General features: G+C 54.8%; 15 protein-coding genes. 2 read left to right on the top strand and 13 right to left on the bottom strand.

Going from position 1 to position 17338, the window contains the following annotated elements:
• Positions 1-58: 58 nt before the first annotated feature.
• The 7 genes from CKL79_RS15845 to CKL79_RS15815 form a co-directional block, all read right to left on the bottom strand.
• The gene (locus tag CKL79_RS15845) at positions 59-1408 is read right to left on the bottom strand and encodes a HAMP domain-containing sensor histidine kinase (RefSeq protein ID WP_240518897.1); all 1350 of its coding nucleotides are present in this window, start codon (positions 1406-1408) and stop codon (positions 59-61) included.
• Between the two features lie 175 nt (positions 1409-1583).
• On the bottom strand, positions 1584-2975 hold the full coding sequence (locus CKL79_RS15840; protein ID WP_121970552.1) for a cytochrome c biogenesis protein: 1392 nt from the start codon (positions 2973-2975) through the stop codon (positions 1584-1586).
• Between the two features lie 21 nt (positions 2976-2996).
• Complete coding sequence (locus CKL79_RS15835) at positions 2997-3737, bottom strand: cytochrome c biogenesis protein CcdA (protein WP_121970551.1); 741 nt, start codon at positions 3735-3737, stop codon at positions 2997-2999.
• Positions 3738-3788: 51 nt separating this feature from the next.
• On the bottom strand, positions 3789-5060 hold the full coding sequence (locus tag CKL79_RS15830; RefSeq protein ID WP_121970550.1) for a putative peptidoglycan glycosyltransferase FtsW: 1272 nt from the start codon (positions 5058-5060) through the stop codon (positions 3789-3791).
• A 165-nt stretch (positions 5061-5225) separates the two neighbouring features.
• The gene (locus tag CKL79_RS15825) at positions 5226-6827 is read right to left on the bottom strand and encodes an NAD(P)H-quinone oxidoreductase subunit 4 (RefSeq protein ID WP_121970549.1); all 1602 of its coding nucleotides are present in this window, start codon (positions 6825-6827) and stop codon (positions 5226-5228) included.
• A 491-nt stretch (positions 6828-7318) separates the two neighbouring features.
• On the bottom strand, positions 7319-8056 hold the full coding sequence (locus tag CKL79_RS15820; RefSeq protein ID WP_121970548.1) for a DUF2993 domain-containing protein: 738 nt from the start codon (positions 8054-8056) through the stop codon (positions 7319-7321).
• Between the two features lie 75 nt (positions 8057-8131).
• On the bottom strand, positions 8132-9943 hold the full coding sequence (locus CKL79_RS15815; protein ID WP_240518896.1) for a SpoIID/LytB domain-containing protein: 1812 nt from the start codon (positions 9941-9943) through the stop codon (positions 8132-8134).
• A 348-nt stretch (positions 9944-10291) separates the two neighbouring features.
• Here CKL79_RS15815 and CKL79_RS15805 point away from each other — a divergent pair, with 348 nt between their 5' ends.
• Positions 10292-10999: a helix-turn-helix transcriptional regulator gene (locus CKL79_RS15805; RefSeq protein WP_121970546.1), complete on the top strand. Its 708-nt coding sequence runs from the start codon at positions 10292-10294 to the stop codon at positions 10997-10999.
• Positions 11000-11005: 6 nt separating this feature from the next.
• Here the strand turns inward: CKL79_RS15805 and CKL79_RS15800 are convergent, their stop codons facing one another.
• The 6 genes from CKL79_RS15800 to CKL79_RS15775 form a co-directional block, all read right to left on the bottom strand.
• Positions 11006-11836, bottom strand: a complete 831-nt coding sequence (locus CKL79_RS15800; protein WP_121970545.1) for a metallophosphoesterase — start codon at positions 11834-11836, stop codon at positions 11006-11008.
• Positions 11837-11928: 92 nt separating this feature from the next.
• The gene (gene rimK, locus CKL79_RS15795) at positions 11929-12816 is read right to left on the bottom strand and encodes a 30S ribosomal protein S6--L-glutamate ligase (RefSeq protein WP_121970544.1); all 888 of its coding nucleotides are present in this window, start codon (positions 12814-12816) and stop codon (positions 11929-11931) included.
• Between the two features lie 89 nt (positions 12817-12905).
• Positions 12906-13817, bottom strand: a complete 912-nt coding sequence (gene argB / locus CKL79_RS15790) for an acetylglutamate kinase (RefSeq protein ID WP_121970543.1) — start codon at positions 13815-13817, stop codon at positions 12906-12908.
• 47 nt (positions 13818-13864) lie between these two features.
• Positions 13865-14530 (bottom strand): shikimate kinase, encoded by a 666-nt coding sequence (locus CKL79_RS15785; protein ID WP_205879115.1) that lies wholly within the window; start codon positions 14528-14530, stop codon positions 13865-13867.
• A 43-nt stretch (positions 14531-14573) separates the two neighbouring features.
• On the bottom strand, positions 14574-15119 hold the full coding sequence (locus tag CKL79_RS15780; RefSeq protein ID WP_205879114.1) for a DUF3038 domain-containing protein: 546 nt from the start codon (positions 15117-15119) through the stop codon (positions 14574-14576).
• Positions 15120-15243: 124 nt separating this feature from the next.
• A complete protein-coding gene (locus CKL79_RS15775; RefSeq protein ID WP_121970542.1) occupies positions 15244-16173 on the bottom strand; it encodes a PPC domain-containing protein in 930 nt (309 codons plus the stop codon).
• Positions 16174-16426: 253 nt separating this feature from the next.
• Between CKL79_RS15775 and CKL79_RS15770 the strand changes: the two genes are divergently transcribed.
• Positions 16427-17239, top strand: coding sequence for a Nif3-like dinuclear metal center hexameric protein (locus tag CKL79_RS15770; protein ID WP_121970579.1), 813 nt, complete (start codon positions 16427-16429; stop codon positions 17237-17239).
• Positions 17240-17338: the final 99 nt, after the last annotated feature.

The following is a 17338-nucleotide window of genomic DNA, read 5'->3' as shown; positions in this document are numbered from 1 at the left end:
AGCAAAGCCTCCTTATTAACTGATAGATATTAATGACCGAATTATGATCGGTCTGTGTTTAAATTGGCAAACTAACTGTGAATACGCTGCCTTCTCCGAGTTTAGATTGCACCTTCAGCGTACCGTTCATCCCTTCGACTAGAGTTTTAACAATTGATAAGCCCAGTCCGGTACCGCCAGTCGCCCGCGACCGATCTTCATCTACCCGGTAGAAGGGATCAAATATTTTGGTCAAATCCGCCAGGGGGATACCCCGGCCGTGATCGCTCACTTCTATGTAGGCGCGATCGCCTATCTTCTTAAGCCCTACCCGAATTGGCTCGTTGTCATTGGAATACTTCATCGCGTTGTCCATTAAATTGATCAGCACCTGCTTGAGTCGATGGCGATCAACCCGGGCCTCAACCGGCTCTAGATCGGCGTGAATGCGATCGCTCACATACTGACCCATCTCCAGCACTTCTTGCACCACTGCTTCTAAAGGCTGCCGCTCAATTTGAAACCGCAAATGCCCACCGTCAGCCCGGGCCAAATCCAGCAGATCTTGCAGCAGGCGAATGGTTCTATCGGCTTCGGCTGCTGCAATTTCTAACCCTTCTCGCTGGGGACTGCTGAGGTTGTTGCAACGGCGCAGCGTGCTCTGCAAATAGCCATGAACCAGGGTAAGCGGCGTACGCAGCTCGTGAGAGACATCGCTGACGAACCGGCGCTGCTGGTCCCAGGCGGCAGACAGGCGGGAGATCATCATATTGCAGGCTTGGGCTAGCTCTTGCACTTCTGTCGGGGCCCGGTCAAATTCTAGCCGCGTACTAGCCAGATTATCGGTAGAAACATTAGCGGCCAGGCGATTCATTTTACGAATGGGAGCCAGCGACTGGCGAGTGTAGAAGGCTGTGGCGATCGCGCCTACCCCAATCGCTAACAGGCTAGAGAAGGCCAGAGTTCGGGTAATGCGCGACAGCGTCTCTTGATCTTCGGTGATATCGTCTACCACATACAGTTCGCCCATTACTTGACCATTTACTTCTAAGGGGCTAGAGCAAGTCACCAGATGGCGACCCTGAAGCCGGATCACCTCTAAGCCCAGCTTGCCACTGACCTGCTCTAGCAGCGCCTGCGCAAAGCCATTAATTTGCCAGGAACCCATCGAGAGTGTGTCTGACTGAGCCAAAATCTCGCCCTGAGGCGAAGTTACCCAAATCGCCACGTCAGGCTGTTTGCGGTAGTCAATCGCCATCGCCATCGCTTGACTGATTGGCATGGTCTCGCCGTAGAGATCGACATCCTGACCTAGCCTACTAGCAATCATCAGCGCATTGTCTTTGTGGCTCTCGACTAAAAGCTGTCGCATCCGCCAGTTGATCCATCCGGTGAGACTGCCAATGCCTAAAATAGAAACCAGAACCATACCAATAGTGAGCCTGAACTGGATGGAATTAGGATTGATAGCAGATTTCATGAACAGCCTGAGTGAACGCGCTATTTTGACGGTACCTGACCAGGATTAGAAGACGCTGATAGAAATCTCAGGGTTCGATGAGGAGGGCGCGAGTGGCAGCGTATAGCGATCGCAGCACAACTCGCTATTTCGATCCGGTAGTGACCAAAACCTCTGTAGCGGTATCGGTATCTGGGAGGTTTTCTGTGAGCCGGTCTAGTAGTTTCAGCAGTTCACGCTCAAAGGTCACTTGGGCGCGGTTAGTGCGGCCCCCGATGTAGAGTGTGTCAGCGGTTTGTAACGCCCATATTTGAGAGTGAGAGACATAGCTCATCATCACCCCTAACATCAGCAAGCCAAAGCCTAAATACACGACTGGGATGCCAGGATCGGCTTTAATTTGTAGGCCAGTGCTGCCGATGATGTCATCGACAAAGAGCGTGATGCCGTTGACCTGAGTAGAGCCGCCGGCGCGGACGGTAGAAACCAGCTGGCCGGTCATGTCGTATACCAGCAGCGTGCCCTGCAAATCTTGTGCGACTAGCGAAACGCCCTCACTCATATCTGGCTTAGTGGGTACCCAGGTGCCCCATACCCTGCCGCTGTCCGTCTTGAGTTCGGCCATGGGCAAGTTAAAGATCGGGCTATTGTTCATGCGCACTTTGACGGCGGCTACCGACCAGTCGGCCTGGTAGAGAGTGACATTTTTGTAGCGCAGAGGCTGATTTACCCAGATGGTTTTGCGTTTCACTTCGGTGCCGCTGTCATCCAGCACCGAAAGATCGGAGTAGAACTGATCGACCCGGCCCTCCGGCGAATAGTCAATCCAAAAGCGGTTGACGTGGACTGACCAGTCTTTAGGAATCTGACTAGCTGACCAGGGCCCAGCCTCAAAGATATTTTGAATTTTGAAGGTTTGGCCGCTAGGAACCATCTCTTGAGCATAAAAGCCGGTCATCGCGCCTAGAATTGCGCCACCGAGAATGAGCAGCATACTGGCATGGACGACAATCGGGCCGATGCGCCCGACTAGCCCTTTGTGAGCGTAGAGCATCTCACCAGAGTCGTCTGTTTTTTCGTAGAGTTTGTAGCGGCGATCGCCCAGCCCCGTCTTCAGCTCGCTCAAAGATCCGCCCGCGATCTCCGTACTCAGCGCCATTTTGCCAAACTGTCGCGGCTGGCTGTAAAAATTCCAGGTGCGCGAAAACCACCGCAGGGCAATAATTTGCCGGGTAAAGGTACATGCCGTCAGGCTAGCCCCAAACAAAATCAAAATAGATAGAAACCACCAGGTGCTATAGACCTGGTTGAGCCCGACCGTGAGAATGAATTTCCAGGTGAGAAAACCAAATAGGGCCGGATCTTCGGGATAGTTTTCCTGGTAAAAGGCTAGCCCCTGTCCCTGCTCGATGACGGTGCCACTGATGCTGAAGAGAGCGATCGCCAGCAGCAGCCCAATAGCCAGCCGCAGGTCGGCCAGTAGCGGCAGCAGATCTTTACGAAAGTATCGTTTTATAGCAGTAACGGCGCTATTCATGCAGGCAATAGGGGAGAGAGGTCAGACAATGGGCAGCAGTCGGGTAACTAATGAGAAGAGACCGAAGCCGACCAGCAGCACACCGCTCGCAGGCGTAATCCAACCCGACCAGCGGCGCAGCTCTAAAAGGCGTTTAATCGAGGCAGTGAAGATACCCGCCAGCATCAGCGGGGCTACATAGCCGACGGTATAGGCCAGCAGCAGCGAAGCGCCCAGAATCGGATCGCCTGCTTTGCCTACCCAGGCCAGTAAAGTGGCCAGAACGGGCGTGCTGCAGGGTGAAGCGACTAGCCCAAAGGTCAATCCGAGCAGGTAAGACTTAGCGGATCGCGGCAGATTCTTTTTTAAGAATCCGGTGCCATTAAAAGAAGGTAAGGGCGGCAGCGGGAGGGCTTCTAGCAGGTTTAGGCCCATGAGGATAGCGATCGCACTGACAATAATGGGGAGTCCGATGCCGATTTGACCATAGACCCAGCCCAGGCTGCTGGCGGCTAATCCTAAGCCTGCTAGCGTCGTTGCCAGCCCCACCGCAAACCAGACTGACTGGCCTACGGCCTGCCAGCGATTTTCTAGCTCGTAGCTGCCCATATAGCCAACGGTAATCGGCAGCATTGACAGCATGCAGGGGGTCAGGCTCGTCAGCAGTCCGGCTACTGCAATAATGCCGATACTGGCAATCGAGAGATGACCGAGCTGTCCTTCTACCCAGCCGTTAGCAGACTGGCTGAGGTGATAGAGAAAGAGTTGCAGGCGTTCGCCCATAGGAATGATCTAATCGAGCTGTTTTCCTAATTGTATCGAATCGAGTCGCCGCTACTGACGATCAGGCCGACGGCGGAGCGAACGAACGGGGCGCGGGCGATTTTTGGCGGTTGGCAGGACGGCAACGGGGCTGCCTTTGGCGCTAGCTTGTGGGGCAAGATCAGGCGCTGATCGCGGCAAAGAAAGAACATCGGCATCTCGCGATTCTCTAGCGACGCGGATCAGCACACCAGCGGTGATCAAGCTGGCAATCATGGAGCTGCCGCCATAGCTGAAGAGCGGTAAAGGTAATCCGGTTGTGGGTAACGTGCCGGCAGCCACACCAATATGGATCAGTGACTGGCCGACGAGTAGAACCATGCAACCGGTTGCAACCAGCCGATGAACCGGCTTTTTCGCCTGAATCGCCACCATCAGCGCTACCGTACTGTACACCGCCAAGAACAGCAGCAGCATAATGCAGCCAATAAAGCCAAACTCTTCTGCAAAGACCGAAAAAATAAAGTCGGTGTACTGAATTGGCAAAAAGTAAATTTTTTGGGCAGAAAGCCCATAGCCGGTGCCGCCTGCGCCGCCGGAGCCAATCGCCAGCAGACTTTGAATGAGCTGATAGCCGTTTTCACTGGGGTCTGCCCAGGGATTGAGAAAAGAGGTGATGCGATCGCGCTGATAAGACTTAATACTGACGCTAATCACCGCCGCCAGCAGACCGGTAGACGCCGTAATCAGCAGCTGCCGGTAGGGAATGCCAGCAGCCATCGCAATCAGCCAGATCGCGATGCCGCAAACCGCCGTCGTACTGAGATTAGGCTGAGCCAAAATCAGCATCAGCCCGCCTGCAAAGATACCCAACCAAATCAGCCTAGTGCGGTTTGTCAGCTGATGCCATTTGCCGAACAGCTGAGCGCTGTGCATCACCAAAAACGGCTTCATCAGCTCCGAGGGCTGAATTAAGAAAGGCCCAAGCGGCAGCCAGCGGGTCGCCCCGTTTACCGAAATCCCCACGCCCGGAATATGGGTAGCCGCCACCATCAGCATGCACACCAGCAAAAAGAAGCCCGAGAGCCGCATGATCTGGCGCAGCGGATGACGGGTAATCCACCGGGAGATCAGCAGCCCCAAAATCACCCAGATCAGCTGAGCCTTAAAGTACCGCGCCCCGTCGTTAAAATCAGCTTCAGCAACCGGGTAGGAAGCAGAAAACAAGACCACCATGCCGACCGATAGCCACAGCAGCGTCATCCAGCGCAGCAGCCTGGCTTCTAAGGCCCAGCTTTGCACTGAAAAAAATCGGATGATGCCACTAGCACGAGTAAGTGTCAAGGAAGTAGCCCAAAGCAAAAACGTTCTTAGAGCTATAGGAGATCAGGGGATTGTCTGTCAAGCTTCGACTGCGCTCAGCCTTCGGTATTCTCGTAGGCTGGGCGCAGTCGTAAAGCCCTACGGGCATGCGCAAACGTAACGCGCAGCGTCTGCCTTAGCAGAAGTCTACGGTTGCGATAGCTCCGGCGCATTGAGTAGCGGCGCATTGAGTAGCGGCGTAGTGGCAATCGGCAGCGGTGGGGTTTTGTCTTGGGCGATCGCAAACATTTCTGTCCGCAGGCGCTCCGTAAGCTGCATCGTCTTCGCATCGTAAAGCTGAGTTAGCCCCTTGGGGTATAGCCCAAAGCCAATAATCGGAATCAGCAGACAGGCAATCACAAACACTTCGCGCGGCTCCGCGTCAATCAGCACCTCATTCTCAATCAGCTCCTGATTTTCAGGCCCGTAAAAGATATCGCGCAGCATCGACAGCAAATACAGCGGCGTCAAAATCACGCCTACGGCCATCAGCATCACCACGATCAGCTTGAAGTTAAAGCCATAGGCATCGCTATTGGCAAAGCCCACAAACACCATCAGCTCAGCGACAAAACCGCTCATCCCCGGCAGCGCCAGAGACGCCATAGAGCAGGTGGTAAACATGGCGAAGATCTTCGGCATCTTACGGCCCACGCCGCCCATCTCATCGAGGATGAGCGTATGGGTGCGGTCGTAGGTTGCGCCCACCAGAAAGAATAAACTCGCGCCAATCAGTCCGTGCGAGATCATTTGCAGCACTGCGCCGCTAAGTCCGAGGTTGGTAAACGACCCCAGACCAATCAGCACAAAGCCCATGTGTGAAATTGACGAGTAGGCAATCTTGCGCTTGAGATTGTTTTGCGCAAACGAGGTCAGGGCGGCGTAGATAATATTCACCACGCCCAAAATCACCAGCGCCGGGGCGACCACCGCGTGCGCATCCGGCAGCATTTCTACATTCATCCGAATAATCGCATAGCCGCCCATCTTCAGCAGAATGCCAGCCAGCAGCATATGCACAGGCGCTGTCGCCTCACCGTGCGCGTCGGGCAACCAGGTGTGAAACGGAATAATTGGCAGCTTTACCGCATAGGCAATCAAAAATCCTGAATACAGTAAGAGCTGAAGCCGCAGCGGGAACTCCTTAGCCATCAGCGACTGCATATCAAAGGTAACTGTATCGCCATAAAAGGCCATTCCCAGCGCTGCCAGCAGGATAAACAGCGATCCCCCAGCGGTGTACAGAATAAACTTAGTCGCTGCGTACAGCCTTTTCTTACCGCCCCAAATCGAGAGCAGCAGGTACACCGGCAGCAGCTCTAGTTCCCACATCAGGAAAAACAGCAGCATGTCCTGTACGGCAAAGACGCCAATTTGACCGGCGTACATTGACAGCAGCAGGAAGTAAAACAGCTTGGGCTTAAAAGTCACCGGCCAAGAGGCCAAAATCGCCAGCGTGGTAATGAAGCCCGTCAGCAGTACCAGCGGCATCGAAAGGCCATCGACTCCGACAGACCAGCGCAGGTCAATTTGAGGTACCCAGGTGTAGCTTTCGTAGAGCTGCATCCCTGAGCTGCTGATGTCGTAGTTGTTGACAAAGGCATAGACGATCACAGCAAAGTCTATAAGGCCCACAACCAGGGCATACCACCGAACGGTGCGACCTTTTTCGTCGGGGATAAAGGGGATGAGCAGTGCCGCTAAAAACGGGAAGAAAATAATGAACGACAGCCAGGGAAATTGATCCATAACAAAGTGATATTCTGCGGCGTGATGTGCGTACAGATGAGCTACTGAAGAACTATAGCGTCTGAAGAACTATAGCGTCTGCCACCTTGCTTTGCTCATTTATACCGGCTAAAAGCCTGACGCAACCAATGGGCAAAGTGACTGCGAAAGCAATCGACGTAGGCTTGTCTATATATACAAGCCGAAATATACAAGCCGAAGCTCAATTTTCTTTCACACTGTAGAAAGAAAATTGAGCCCTCGGGAGGGCAGTTTTCTGAAAAGTGTGCGGTGATACTTTACGTTTCAGCCGCGAGCAGAGCTTTCGCCAGTGCATAATACTGCGACTTTCCAAAGACACCTCTCAACTTAGCATCACCTTAAGGATCGCTAGGGATATTCGCTGGCGCTGACCGCCTCTTTAAGCTGACGTTATTCAGGCGCAGTGCCATAGCGTTGGCCCCTTTGCTCACGACACAAGTGACCACGAGAACCCAGGTGTAACAAAGCCGTTAAAAAGACTCAATCTTGGCCTGCGCCTGAATAATCAGCTGACCGGGCTCTACCATTAGCTCGTCAAACTGTAGCGTTGTTCCGCTGAGTTCAAAGCTGCGCAAATCTAGTATGTCTTGCGTGCTGTCTACTAGCGACTGCGTTAGCTCAGGCATGTCATTCGTCGCTTCGTCATACTGAATATCTTCGAGGGTCACCACATGACCGCCCTCCATCAGCTGCGGCCTGGCCGTAAAAGCTACATGATGCGTTTCCACTTTCTCTATTAGCATTACATCAGCTTCCACAGCAATCTGGCCTGCCTCAGGGATTGTAAAGCTGACATTGCTGGCATCGGTCGTCACTCGTTCACCTGAGGGTAAATCTATCTTTTGGCCCCGTAGCTTCTGCTTGACGTAGTCGGAGTTAAACGCCTTTTGAATATCTTCAGCCTTGAGCACCACTCGTGCGGAGGCATCGGCTGGCTGCTCTAGCTTAATGTCGCCTAAGGCAGCTTTGATCATATCGATGTCAACTGAGTTAGCTTTCAGGGACAGATGCTCAGTGCGCAGCGCGTTTTGCACCACTAGCCCGCGCCCTTCGACAGTGACTTCATCGACTTCGCCGCGAGCTAGCTTGCCGGGGTCGGTACGAAGTTCCACATCGAGCGATTCCACTTCATCCATCTGAGACTTAATGCCCGCCTCAGCTGCCTGGCTAATTGCCTGCTCGCCAATATCGAGATCTTTTGAACGCATGCTTTTCTACCGTTTGGGACTGCCGCCCAGTGTAGAAAGCGCGATCGCCCTTACCCTTCTATCAAAGGAGCGAACTTAGTCAGCATCCCAAAAGATAATAGATTCGCTGATCGGCTGTAGCGCTGTGCCCGGATAGTAAAACTCTAGAATCTGCTCGTCAGAGTAGCCTTGCTTGCCCAGGTTGTAAGCACCCGTCTGGCTCATGCCTACGCCGTGGCCAAAGCCGCCGCCGATGAACTTGTAGCCGATGAGAACAGGCTGAGGGGGGGGCGTCGTCTGTTTTTCCAACTGTTCCAGGCTGCCTGGCTTGCTGTTTAGCTTGCTGTCAACCGGTTGGAGCGGGTTGGCAGCGCTGATAGTAGGGCTAGCGGCATTGGGCGCGGCGGCAGTCGGCGTTTCAAAAACCGGCTCCAAGTAAAATAGCAAACTGCGAGGTGGAATAAAGGCTTTAACCGCTTCATCTTTAACCAGATCAAAAGAGCCAATGTCAGTATCGACCTGGATCTTTTGTACGCGCCCCGACTCAGCCCTTTCGGTGACGGTGAGCGCAGTGACCTGGTTGAAGTTCGCTAACGGATGCTGACGATTAGAGAGATACTCTTTGAGGGTGACCTCAATATCTTTGAGCGAGGCTTGGCGATTCCAGCGAAAGGCGTCCCAGCCGTCTTCATTAAAGCCGCTGTTAAGGGCGATGAAGGCGCGGAAATTGGCTTCGTCTGAGAGCGGACGCTGCGCTAGATTCCAGCGGGTTTGCAAGGAATCGATTACCGGACGCAGATAGGGCCGGTCCGCGCCGTTCCAAACGTCGGTAAAGCGGGCGGTGACGCCGCCAGTGGTAGAAGAGTAGAGGGCGTCAATCAGTTCGTTGTTGTAGGTGAGTACCTGGCCAGCGGTGGCCGCGATCGCACTATCTGAGATTGGGTAAGTCTCAGCCAGACCAAAATACACCTGACACTGCGTATCGGCGCAAATCTCATAGTCATCAATGGCAAATCGTCTGAGGTTGCGCAGTGCGTAAGTGCGAGCCAAAATTGCCTGCGCTTCAATCGCCTGCCGGGGAGCGCTGACCCCAATTTCATGCGGTACCACCCCGCGCAGATAGTCCTCTATCGGTACCTGGTTGACTAGCGTATAGGTGCCGTAAGCGTTGGGCTGAATGTTCATATCGCCCGCAAACAGATCGCGAAAAGTCGGGCCATCGCCCCGGCCCATTTGAATGCGGCGGTTGCTGCTGGTCACCGTAAATTCGTCGCGCACATACCGGTAGCCGTTGGCGGTAAAGGTCACCTTGGGCACTTCTGTCACTACCCGGCTGTCAATATAGGCGGTGGTATCACCGGCTGCCTGCAAATTTTTGAGCAGCAGTCGGCGCAGCAGCGGTGTGCTGTAGTCATCGCGTTTGGCCCAGACCTGCCAGGCATCGGGCTGGGCGATTTCGGCGGCGATGCCAGCGGCCTGCCAGCGGTTGGCGCTGTCTTCGGCGCTCTCAAAGCTGCGGTGCGTGCTGAGGACAACCCACTCTTGCAATACCGGCTCGCTGAGTGGCTGCATGACGGTGTTGATCTGTAGCTGACTAGCGGTAAGGGTTTGGGCCTGGCCGTTGGTGGTGAAATCAACCTTGAGCTGGTCGCCGGTCAGAGGCGCTAAGACAATTTTATCGGTCTCATTTTCACCAAAGCGCTGAACAATGCCTACCTCAATTTCTGGGTTGCGATTGGCTGATTGGGCTTGGGCGGGCAGGGCGATCGCCCCACTCATCCCCACACCGATCACAGCGCTACTGGCGATCGCTCCTATCCCTAACCCGAGAGCTGAGCAGCTAGTCGCCAGGTAAGAGGTGCTAAAAGTGGTTCTAAGGCGATCGCTCAAATGGTTCATAGCAAGCATGGCAGAGACGGTAAGAAATCCGCCTTGGAATCATTTTTCTGAATCATTTTTTCAAAGCTGAGCTGGCTCGATCAGGCAGTTCTCAACAGCTCTTAGGAGCATAAACAGTCGATGGCTGAAGCTTAGAGACGGCATTGGTTGCGCTAGTTGGCCGGGGCAGGGGCAATAGCGGTGGGGGGGCTAGCCAATGTCAGTCGGCAGATGAGCAGCTTATATCGTAACGGTTTCTCTATCAAATTGTATAGATACGTGCAAAATTTACAGTTGACCGCAGCGATCGCCGCGTTCTTGTCTACGTCCGCCGTGTGCTCGGATCGCTGCTGAACCTGCATTTAGCCTAAGCTAGACATGGCTGTCGCGTATCGAGGGCACACCATTTTGACAGAGGATTTCAAGGCACCGGTAGACCCGGCTCAGTGCTTAAAGGCGCTGATGCAGCGTGCAAAGGTTTCTAGCTACCGAGCGTTGGCAACTCAATCCGGGGTCTCTCGCTGGCAAATTCAGCAGCTGCGGTCTGGCAATATCGCTCAGATGCGATTGGGGGTGGTAGCTCAGCTAGCGGCTGCTTTAGAGATTCCTTTAAACACGCTTCTAAGCGAATTCGGCCTGACCAACACTCATCAAACTGCCTCAGCATCTAACTCAGTCGCCCAGTCACAGCAGCTAATTGCCTTGCAAAAAGAATATCAGCGGTTACAAGAGCAGATGGCGCAGCAGGTAGCGTTGGCGCGATCGCAAACCCAAATCGACGCCCTGCAAACATTGGAAAGCTGGCTAGTGCAGTGGCCCACCATTGCTAAGCGCGCGCAGGAACGTGAAGAATTGCCCGCCGCTAAGCTATTGCCCTTCATCAGGCCCGTAGAGCAGCTGATGGCCGAGTGGGGCGTAGAAGCGATCGCGCCTGTTGATGCCACCCTTCCTTACGACCCGCAGTACCACCAGCTGATCGGCGGCACCGCTGAACCGGGCGCGCTCGTACGAGTCACTCACAGCGGTCATCAGTATCAAGGCAAATTATTGCATCGGGCCAAGGTCAAGCTAGAAAATCTTTCGTAGCGTCATTTATGCCCGCATCAGGGTAAGCACCGTCAGCTCCGGCGGGCAAAAGAGACGACCGGGCGGATAAGTGCCCAAGCCGCGATTTACATAGAGCCAGTTGTCACCGATGCGGTGCAGCCCCCGGGCCCATTCCCAGTGACGCACGACGTGAAAACAGCGATCGCTCAAAAACGGAATGCTATTGCGAACCCGGCGCGGTACCCGCTGGCGAAACCGCTTCCATACCAGCGGCCCAGACCCTAAACCCGGCAAATATATCTGTCCGCCATGCGTATGACCAGAAAGCTGCAAGTCAGCTCGCCATGACGCCAGCGGCTCAGCCGTATCCGGATTGTGAGAGAGCACCAGGCGCGGCACTGCCGGATCAATCTGGTTCAAAACCGTCGGATCAAACTCACGCGACCAGTAGTCAGCAAAGCCCACCACCGGAAAATCTTCCCCTAGCGGTGTCGCCACCTGATTCCACAGCACCGCAATATCTGCCTGCTCCAGCGCCCGAGTCACGATCTGACGCGCCCCCGGCACCTGAATATCGTGATTACCCAGTACGGCCACCATGCCATAGCGACTGGGCAAATGCTTAATCCGCCGCGCCAGCTCGTAGATCGGCTGCGGGTCATGCGTGACAAAATCGCCCGTCAGCGCAATCAGGTCAGGGTGAAAATCGTAAATGCGATCAATCGCTCTTGCGAGCATGGCATCAGACAGCCGCAGCCCATCAAAATGAAAATCAGACAGCTGAGCCACCACCGTGCCCACCAGCCGCTCAGGCAAACCTTGAATCGGAATCGTCTTTTCTTCTACCGATAGCGCGCCTGAAAAAAGCCGATGCATAAGACAGATCCAGATTCTTCAGAAGTAAAAGCAGGTTACCATTCTAGTCAAGCCAGCTATAGTTTTACAGACTACATATTCCCTGCCCCCGATCATTCTCGCCGTTCTTTCACCGCCGTCACGACAAAATCCACCATCCGCTCCGCCACATCTACCCCCGTCACCGCCTCAATTCCCTCTAGCCCCGGCGAAGAATTCACCTCAATCACGACTGGGCCATGACCGGCGCGCAAAATATCTACGCCTGCCACCTGCAGCCCCACCGCCTCAACCGCCCGAACGGCCATACGGCGCTCTGCCGGGCTGAGTTCTACGACGCTGCTCTGCCCGCCCCGATGCACGTTTGAGCGAAATTCGCCCGGTGCGCCGCGCCGCTTCATCGCCGCCACCACTTCTCCTTTGATCACAAAGCAGCGAATATCTTCGCCGTTCGCTTCTTCGATAAATTCTTGCACTAAGATATTGGCCTTAAGCTCGCGTAGCGCCTCAATCATGGACTTTGCTGACTGGTGAGTTTCGGCCAGTACTACCCCAACGCCCTGAGTGCCCTCTAGCACTTTAATCACCAGCGGCGCACCGCCCACTAGCTCGATCAGTCCGTCAATGTCGCGATTGGAGTGGGCAAAGCTAGTCAGCGGTAAATCAATGCCCTGCTGAGAGAGAATTTGCAGGCAGTGGAGTTTGTCTCGCGATCGCGAAATTGCCTCAGCCCGGTTAGCGACAAACACCCCCATTTGCTCTAGCTGACGCACGACAGCGGTACCATAGCGCGTATGCGAAGGGCCAATTCTAGGAATCACCGCATCTAAGAGCGGCAAAACGCTACCCTGATAGAGGAGCTGCGGGCTGCGAGCCGTGATATCCATGTAGCAGCGCAGCGGGTTGATCACCGTCATCGTGTGGCCCCGCCCTTCTCCCGCCGCGAGCAGCCGCCGGGTAGAGTAAAGCGCCGCATCACGCGAGAGCACTGCAATTTTCATCGGGTAGATTTCCTTAGGAGCTGATCCCGGTCGGGTTGCAGTGGGGCGGCGTTGGTCTATTGATTGGGTCTATTGCTAGAACTGAGATATCAGATCAGGTGAGAAGCGACTAGCATGGTGCCAATGCCCATATCTGAAAAGGTTTCGAGCAGCAGCGCATGGGGCATTCGACCATCGAGAATGTGAGCGGCGCGGACGCCTTGGGCCAGCGATCGCACACAGCAAGTCACCTTCGGAATCATGCCGCCTGAGACCACACCGCTGGCAATGAGCGATCGCGCCTGATGAATATCTAGCTTGTTAATTAGCGTACTCGGATCGTTAAAGTCTTCCATGATGCCAGGGGTATCCGTCAGCAAAATCAGCTTTTCGGCATTCAGAGCAGCGGCTAGTTCGCCTGCGACTGTATCGGCGTTGATATTGTAAGCCTGACCCGTTTCATCGGCGGCAACGCTCGAAATCACCGGAATATAGTTCGCGGCTACTAGAGAACTGACCAGATCGGGGCGAATACTGCTAACGTCGCCGACAAACCCGATACCCGATTGCGCCGAGCTAGGCCGGGCCGTTACCAAACTGCCGTCCTTACCGCACAGCCCGACTGCCGCCCCGCCCGCCTGGTTAATCAAAGAAACCAATTCCTTGTTCACCCGGCCCACTAGCACCATTTCCACCACGTCCATAGTTTTCGCATCGGTGACGCGCAGCCCGTCTTTAAACTGAGGATCAATATTGAGCTTGGTTAGCCAGGTATTGATTTCCGGGCCACCGCCATGCACGACCACAGGCCGAATGCCGACGCTGGCCATAAAGACAACATCGCGAATGACCTTGGCCTTGAGACTGCTGTCTTTCATCGCTGCGCCGCCGTACTTAATGACCATCGTGCGGCCCCGAAACTGCTGAATGTAAGGCAGTGCCTCGCTCAAAATACGGACGCGATCAGCTTCAGCTTGTTGAAAGTATTCGCTTTCCGCGTTGAGACTGGGTGAGGGGGGCATGGTGGGGTTGGGAGTAGAGGGAAAGGGGAAGGGAAAAGGGAATTAAATTAGTGGGCTTTGGTTTGATGGCCGTTGGTTTGATGGCCGTTAGTTTGAATAGCGGCTGGGTTGTTCGCCAAGCCAGCGACTGGGTTGATTGAGGTTTGGCTGAGGACGACTTGGCCAGCGGCAAGTTTGGGGTCGGGGCGGAGGCGCTGCTGAAGGGTGCTGAGAATGCGATCGCAAGTTTTGCCAACCGATCTGCCTTCATAGGCAATGCGAATGTCAGCTAGGGCATAGCGATCGCCCCGTTCAGCCAGGAGCGATTCGAGTTTGGTGGTTATATCGGCATCTTTTAACAGGGGCCGGGAGGTATCGCCCGACAGCCGGGAGACCAGTACCGGGACCGGCACATCTAGCCAGATCACGACGCCATGCCGCAGGTGGCTCCAGTTCATCGGCTGCGTGACGATGCCGCCACCGGTTGCGACCACGAGCTGAGTGTGGGCTGAGACTTGGGCCAGCACCTGGGTTTCGAGTGCGCGAAAGGCGGCTTCGCCCGTTTGGGCAAAGAGGTCGGTAATGGGTTGGCCCGCCGTCTGCTCAATCAGCGCATCGGTGTCTAAGAAGCGATAGCCTAGCCGTTTGGCAAGTTTACGGCCAACGGTGGTTTTGCCTGCTCCCATCATGCCCACAAGGTACAGGTTGGTTTTTTTGAGATCGGCAGTCATCATCGGGCGACTGGGCTCTTAGCGTAGGGGCGACTGCTACATTATGTCAGCCTTTGGAACGATCTAGTAGGGCTAACCAAAGCTGCCGCTCGCCGCCGGGGGCGCTGTAAAAGAGGAGGTCGATCAGCAGGCGGAGCGATAGCTGGGCGAGCTTTTCTGTCTCAGGGACAGGATCGGCCATGCGATCGCAATACATATTGTTAAAGTTGTCCAGATAGTCGCCCAGTACGGCAGCGCGGTGAGGAGCTTCGCCTTTAGCGGTGAGCTGCTCTAGGCGGGCAACGGCCTGGCGAATACTGTGATGATGACCGCTAGCCAGATGACAGACGACCAGCACCAGCGCTCTGGCCTCGTCAATATCTAGCTTTTTACGGCCCTGGCCTTTGCGTAGCGGGCTGGATTGCCGCAGTCGCCACAGGCCAACTCGGTCGGAGAGTGTTTGCTTAAGCTGTAGGTCTTGGGCCGCCGCCAGCACCGCATCAGAACCCATGCCGGTCAGCGCCTCTATGGCCATCAGCACCAGATCGAGCTGGGCTTTGATACTGCTGAGCTGAGCAGTCGATATCGCGTCAATGGGCAGGGGCACATTCACAGCAGTCTACGGGTGAGTGGTGTTAGGCGCATTACAGTATGGCAATTGTGCCATAGCCTAGTCCCCCAGTTGATCGGCAGTCTTGAATTGGCAGTCTTAAATTGTCAAGCTTGAATTGGCAGGCTTAACTACGGTTAGCGCCGCCGGTACCGCTGCGAGGGTTATCTACCGCGCAGATCTGATCGCCCCAGGCCAGTGATCGCGCCGCTGACCGACCGGCCCGGCGATTGGCGGCCACAGGCACGCAGGTAAACTCACCGACTGGCACGACATCGGCCTCCCCAACCAGGCTGGTCTCATCTCGGTCGGGTAAAAAACCAAAAATCTTCTCGAAGCCGGTTTCTGCCGATCTGAAGACGACAGCGCCAACGGTAGAGCAATTGCGAATCAGCTCGCTCGATAACTGATCTAATAGCTGCGACGAGCGAATAACCGATAGCGTAGCTGGGCCGTTTAGCGCTACTCTGACGCCATTGGGCCGATCTGTAGGAAACTCTGCGTAGCGATCACGCAGCTGTACAGCACTGACAACCGCGTTAACTTCCCGATCAGTCTCAATATCGCCAATGGCGCTGATCAAAGCGGCATCGCAGGGCGGACTGCTACCTGGCACGGCCTCAGATACCATCGCCTGAAGGGTGGCAACTGGAGATTCTCCGGCCTCTATTTTGATCTCGTACTGACCGGTTTTACCCGATTCATAGCTATTGGCAACGGCTGTGTAAGTGCCGGTGCTTGGCAAGGTGATCACCAGCCGCGAGTTGCGATTGTTGCGGCTGACATCGTCATTTTCGCTAATCCGTCGCCCCTGAGGGTCAAGCAAAATCAGGTAGGGATCAAAATCTCGGCTGCTGAGAGAAATCGTAATCTGCTGGCCACTGCTGCCCGCAAAGGTGTACTCATCGTAAAGGCTGCCGTCTTCTAGGACAGCATCCCCAATTGTCAGTGCGCCCTGCACGGTGAGGAGTTCCTGAGCAGTAGCCGCTGCACTCCAACCTACGGAGACAGCCAGGCTAACCGCCGTCGAAATCGCACCAAATCGCAATGCCCGCATCTAGTTTCTCCAGTTAAATAATTCTGCTAGCTGATCGCCCAAAATAAAGAAAATGTAGAAGGTGCATGCGATGGAGGCCCCATCCTATAGGTCTGCTGATCAAAGTTAGAGAACCCACAGTGACAGCTTATTAACTGGTCAGATTTCCAAAGTTTATACGCTAGAGGATGAATTTACACCGCTAGCTCCCATATGTATCAAAAACAATATGTATCAAAAACAGCGAAATGAAAGCCAGATGAATAAAGACCAGATGAAGATTGCCGATCTGATTGCCACCTTTGAGAGCTGGGCTCAGCCGAGCTGGCAAGAAAAGTGGGACAATTGCGGCTGGCAGGTAGAACCGGGCATCCTCTCCGAGCCAGCTGGCGTGCTCGTTTGCCTGACGCCTACCCTGGCAGTTATGCAGGAGGCGATCGCCCTTAAAGCTCAGGGCGTACCGGTCAATCTAATTTTTGCCCACCACCCGCTGATTTTTGGCGGACTCTCAGCGGTAGTGGCAGGTGATAGCGTCGGCGATATGGTCAGGAATGCGATCGCTCACCGCATCGGCATTTACAGCGCCCATACCAACTTTGACCAGGTCAATGATGGGACCGCCGACGTGCTGGCCCAACTGCTGAATTTGCAGGCCACAGTCCCGATTGAACCGACCGCGCCTCAGCAAGACAGCGCCCGTGGCTACGGTAGAGTGGGAAATTTGCCCGCTGCTCTGCCGCTTAAGCAACTGCTAGAAAAGATTCAAGCTGTGCTCGACCCACCCCAGTTACTCTATTCGCCAGCCGCCGATTTGCAGCAGCCCATCCAACGGGTCGCTGTCTTGGGCGGATCAGGCGCAGGCTACCTGCCATCGGTGAGCAAAACGGGCGCTCAGGCATACCTGACTGCCGACTGCAAATTTCATCAGTTTCAGGCCAGCCGCGACCAAAATTTGGTGCTGATCGATGCCGGGCACTATGCGACCGAAAGACCCGCGTGCGATCGCTTAGTTAGCTGGTGCCAGCAGCAGGGCGCTCACTGGGCGCAGCTCAGCCAGCAAGACGAAGACTTTCGGCAGTTTCTATAGCAATAGGACTTACGCATTGACAGAGCAGGCAGATTATGGGTGGTAGAATAAATCACATCCTCTTAGCCTTCTGGTCAGCATGCGCCAGCGATCAAAACC

It is taken from the genome of Leptolyngbya sp. BC1307 (assembly GCF_002286735.1).
Taxonomy (GTDB): Bacteria; Cyanobacteriota; Cyanobacteriia; order Phormidesmidales; family Phormidesmidaceae; genus Phormidesmis.
The sequence above is the reverse complement of the archived record's forward strand: the minus strand, read 5'-3'. Positions and strand labels throughout refer to the sequence as shown.

Excerpts from the sequence above, each read along its gene's own strand:
- CKL79_RS15845 (WP_240518897.1), bottom strand. The coding sequence starts at position 1,408 with ATGGTTCTGGTTTCTATTTTAGGCATTGGCAGTCTCACCGGATGGATC.
- CKL79_RS15840 (WP_121970552.1), bottom strand. The coding sequence starts at position 2,975 with ATGAATAGCGCCGTTACTGCTATAAAACGATACTTTCGTAAAGATCTG.
- CKL79_RS15835 (WP_121970551.1), bottom strand. The coding sequence starts at position 3,737 with ATGGGCGAACGCCTGCAACTCTTTCTCTATCACCTCAGCCAGTCTGCT.
- CKL79_RS15825 (WP_121970549.1), bottom strand. The coding sequence starts at position 6,827 with ATGGATCAATTTCCCTGGCTGTCGTTCATTATTTTCTTCCCGTTTTTA.
- CKL79_RS15820 (WP_121970548.1), bottom strand. The coding sequence starts at position 8,056 with ATGCGTTCAAAAGATCTCGATATTGGCGAGCAGGCAATTAGCCAGGCA.
- CKL79_RS15815 (WP_240518896.1), bottom strand. The coding sequence starts at position 9,943 with ATGCTTGCTATGAACCATTTGAGCGATCGCCTTAGAACCACTTTTAGC.
- CKL79_RS15805 (WP_121970546.1), top strand. The coding sequence starts at position 10,292 with ATGGCTGTCGCGTATCGAGGGCACACCATTTTGACAGAGGATTTCAAG.
- CKL79_RS15800 (WP_121970545.1), bottom strand. The coding sequence starts at position 11,836 with ATGCATCGGCTTTTTTCAGGCGCGCTATCGGTAGAAGAAAAGACGATT.
- rimK (WP_121970544.1), bottom strand. The coding sequence starts at position 12,816 with ATGAAAATTGCAGTGCTCTCGCGTGATGCGGCGCTTTACTCTACCCGG.
- argB (WP_121970543.1), bottom strand. The coding sequence starts at position 13,817 with ATGCCCCCCTCACCCAGTCTCAACGCGGAAAGCGAATACTTTCAACAA.
- CKL79_RS15785 (WP_205879115.1), bottom strand. The coding sequence starts at position 14,530 with ATGATGACTGCCGATCTCAAAAAAACCAACCTGTACCTTGTGGGCATG.
- CKL79_RS15775 (WP_121970542.1), bottom strand. The coding sequence starts at position 16,173 with ATGCGGGCATTGCGATTTGGTGCGATTTCGACGGCGGTTAGCCTGGCT.
- CKL79_RS15770 (WP_121970579.1), top strand. The coding sequence starts at position 16,427 with ATGAAGATTGCCGATCTGATTGCCACCTTTGAGAGCTGGGCTCAGCCG.